Genomic DNA, 3661 nt, shown 5'->3' on the forward strand with positions numbered 1-3661 from the left:
CCATCTCCGCCCATTTTTTCGATCTGGTCGATGGTTTCCTGAGCTGCGGTTTTAAGGTCTTTATTTTGATATTCCATTTTTGCGGCAATGGTTCTTGCAGCTGTAGAACGGATGAAAAATTCGCCCCAACCGGTTCCAGAAATCCCAACCTGAGCATTGGCGTAAGTTCCTGCTCCGATAATTGGGGAATCGCCGATCCTGCCAAACTTTTTATTGCTCATTCCACCAGTTGAAGTTCCTGCGGCGAGATTTCCGTTCTTATCCAGCGCAACTGCGCCCACGGTACCGAATTTCTGATCGATGAGATAAGAATCTTCAATGCTGTTCTGTGAAATTTTCGGCGTTTTTTCGGCTTCTTTCTTTTTGAGTTTTTGCAGTCCTTCCCAGCGGTCTTTGGTCCAGAAATATTTTGGATCTACGATTTCGAGTCCGTTTTCTTTTGCGAAAATTTCAGCGCCGCTTCCCGCAAGCATTACATGTCCGGATTTCTGCATCACGGCAATCGCAGCTTTTATGGGATTTTTTATGGTATGAACTCCGGCAATGGCCCCTGCAGAAAGATCTTTCCCGTACATGATGGATGCGTCGAGCTCATTCTTACCGTCGGAAGTGAAAACGGCACCTTTTCCTGCATTGAAGAGTGGAGAATCTTCCATTATCAATATTGCGGCTCCTACGGCGTCCACAGAAGAACTTCCTTTTTTAATTTCAGCGTAACCTGCGTTCAAAGCTTCCGTAAGTTTTGCGTGGTAGGCTTTCTCTTTTTCTGCAGTCATGTTTTCGCGGGTAATGGTTCCTGCGCCGCCATGAATCACCAGAACATATTTTTTCTGCGCAAAACTGAAGATAAAAGTAAATAATAACAGAAGAACGGTAAAGTTTTTCATGAGATAAAAATTTCATCAAAAATATGAAAATTTGATGGTGAGAACGTTTAGGGTTGGTAAAACTTTATCAACCGCGTAAGGGATAGCAATGAAAAGCCCGGAATGCAGCAAAGCGGAATGAGGACTTGTAATGAATAGCCCGACCCGGGCGGCTGGAAAAATTAGGTTTAATTTAGTAAGCGGAGGCGAGGGTTACGCCCAAATAAATTGAAAAAACAAAAACTTATTTCCTATTTTTACCGAATGATTTCTAAAGCGACTATTGATAAAATATTTTCCACAATTCGGGTGGAAGAAATCATTGGCGAATATGTGCAGTTGAAAAGAGCAGGCTCGAATTTTAAAGGTCTGAGTCCTTTTCATGAGGAAAAATCGCCAAGCTTTATCGTATCGCCAAGCAAACAGATCTGGAAAGATTTTTCGAGCGGAAAGGGTGGTACAGCCATTTCTTTTCTCATGGAAATTGAAAATTTTACTTATCCCGAAGCGCTGCGCCACGCTGCCAAGAAATACGGAATCGAAATCGAGGAAGACCGGCGGGAACTGAGCGAAGATGAAAAGCAGTCGCAAACAGACAAGGAAATTCTGTATAAAATTCATGAGATAGCCAATGATTTTTTTCAGCAGCAGCTTTTTGAAACTGAAGAAGGCAAGTCTGTAGGATATTCTTATTTTAAAGAGCGGGACCTGCGCGATGATATTATCAGGAAATTTCAGTTGGGTTATTCGCCGGAGCAAAAAGACAGCTTTACAAAATTTGCTTTAGACAAAGGATATTCGAAAGAAATTCTGGAGAAATCAGGACTTTCGATTTTTCCGGAAAATACGCCTACGGGAGTTGACCGATTTCGGGAACGCGTGATGTTTCCGATCCACAGTTTTTCGGGCAGGGTTTTAGGTTTTGGCGGAAGAATACTCCGGAATAATGTAAAAACCGCGAAATATCTGAATTCTCCAGAAACAGAAATCTACCATAAATCGAATGTTCTTTACGGTTTAAATCAAAGTAAGCAGGCTATTTCGAAAAATAATCTGTGCCTTCTTGTGGAAGGTTATATGGATGTAATCGCCCTTCATCAGGCAGGAATTGAAAATGTAGTTTCAAGTTCCGGTACAGCGCTTACGGTGGAACAGATAAAACTCATCAAGCGTCTTACCGAAAATGTCACTATTCTTTTTGACGGTGACTCGGCCGGCATTAAGGCGAGTTTCAGAAGTATCGACATGCTGCTCTCGGAGGCGATGAACATCCGTGTTTTGCTTTTTCCGGATGGCGATGACCCGGATTCGTTTTCGAGGAAACATCCACAGGAATTAGTGGAGAATTTCATTAAAAATGAGGCGAAAGATTTTATCGATTTTAAAGCAGAAATCTTACTGAAAGATGCCGGCAGCGATCCCATAAAAAAGGCAGAATCGATCCGCGATATCGTGAAATCGGTGGCTTTTGTTCAGAATTCGCTGAAGCAGGAAGTGTATTTAAAGGAAGTTTCAGCCAAATTCGGTATTTCAGAACAGTCACTTTTTAATGAACTCAACGTTCAGAAACAGGTTCAGAAACAGCAGATTTCTCCGCAGCAGAGACAGGAAAAATCGGCTTCTGTAAAGCTGGAAAAAGTACCTGAGGCTATTGAAACCCTTGATCCTCTTTTAGAACTGGAAGAAAAATTGGTGAGCCATGTTCTTAATTTTGGCGATTATATTTTAAATAAGGTAAATTCGGATAACGAACCTTATCAGATATCGGTTTTGGAAGAAATTTTAAACCATTTGGAGGAAGATGATTACGAAATACAGTCGGCCGTTAATAAAATTATCGTTGATGAATTAAAGAGCGGAATCGCAAACAATAAAATTATTAAGGGAGATTTTTTCTTAACATTAATGGACCAAAATATCGTAATGAAAGTTTCGGACGCTATTTTGGAGCCGTACCAGCTAAGCAACTGGGAAAAAAGCAATATTTTCCCACCGAAATTGGGAGATAAAATTGCGGCCCAGATTGAGGATGATATTCTGATTCATAAAGGTCATTTTATTGAGAAAATAATCTATCAGTACCGGAACCTTTTAAATGAACACCGAAACGATAACGAGGCAGAATATTATGAAACCATAAAAAAAATACAAACTTTAAAATCGCTTTTAGATCAAATTAACCAAACGCTGAACCGATTAGTGACAAAAGGGCATATTTTTTTTAGGGAACAGAAATTGTAATTTAAAAAAGCAGAAAATAAAAATAGTAATATGGACATAAAAAAAGATTTCAGAGATTTCTCTGTAAAGCATTTAGGGAACAGCGGATTGGCAACAGACCAATATATGAGCATGTACGGACCAACGAACCTTACGCCATACATTATGGAAGAAAGACGTTTGAACGTTGCTCAAATGGACGTTTTTTCGCGTTTGATGATGGATCGAATTATTTTTCTGGGAACAGGAATCGACGATCAGGTAGCCAATATCGTAACAGCGCAGCTTTTGTTTTTAGAAAGTTCTGATGCTTCCAAAGATATCCAGATTTACATCAACTCTCCGGGCGGAAGTGTTTATGCAGGATTGGGAATTTATGATACGATGCAGATCATTAAGCCTGATGTTTCTACCATCTGTACCGGTATGGCGGCTTCTATGGGCGCAGTATTATTGGTAGCTGGTGAGAAAGGAAAACGTTCGGCCCTGAAACACTCAAGAGTGATGATTCACCAACCTTCAGGCGGTGCACAGGGTGTTGCTTCCGATATGGAAATTAATCTGAGAGAAATGCT

The 3661-nt window shown here is 40.6% G+C and carries 3 protein-coding genes; 2 read left to right on the forward strand and 1 reads right to left on the reverse strand.

The annotated features are described in order from the left end of the window. Positions 1–887: isoaspartyl peptidase/L-asparaginase family protein (locus tag V5N63_RS11275; RefSeq protein WP_332034020.1), on the reverse strand; the 887-nt coding region annotated here is incomplete at its 3' end. A 243-nt stretch (positions 888–1130) separates the two neighbouring features. Between V5N63_RS11275 and dnaG the strand changes: the two genes are divergently transcribed. Together dnaG and V5N63_RS11285 are read left to right on the forward strand one after the other, a co-directional pair. After that, positions 1131–3107: a DNA primase gene (gene dnaG, locus V5N63_RS11280; RefSeq protein ID WP_332034022.1), complete on the forward strand. Its 1977-nt coding sequence runs from the start codon at positions 1131–1133 to the stop codon at positions 3105–3107. 30 nt (positions 3108–3137) lie between these two features. After that, a partial coding sequence (locus V5N63_RS11285) for an ATP-dependent Clp protease proteolytic subunit (RefSeq protein WP_332034021.1) occupies positions 3138–3661 on the forward strand: 524 nt, incomplete at its 3' end.

Source organism: Kaistella sp. (assembly GCF_032060305.1).
In the GTDB taxonomy this organism is placed as follows: Bacteria; Bacteroidota; Bacteroidia; order Flavobacteriales; family Weeksellaceae; genus Kaistella; species Kaistella yananensis.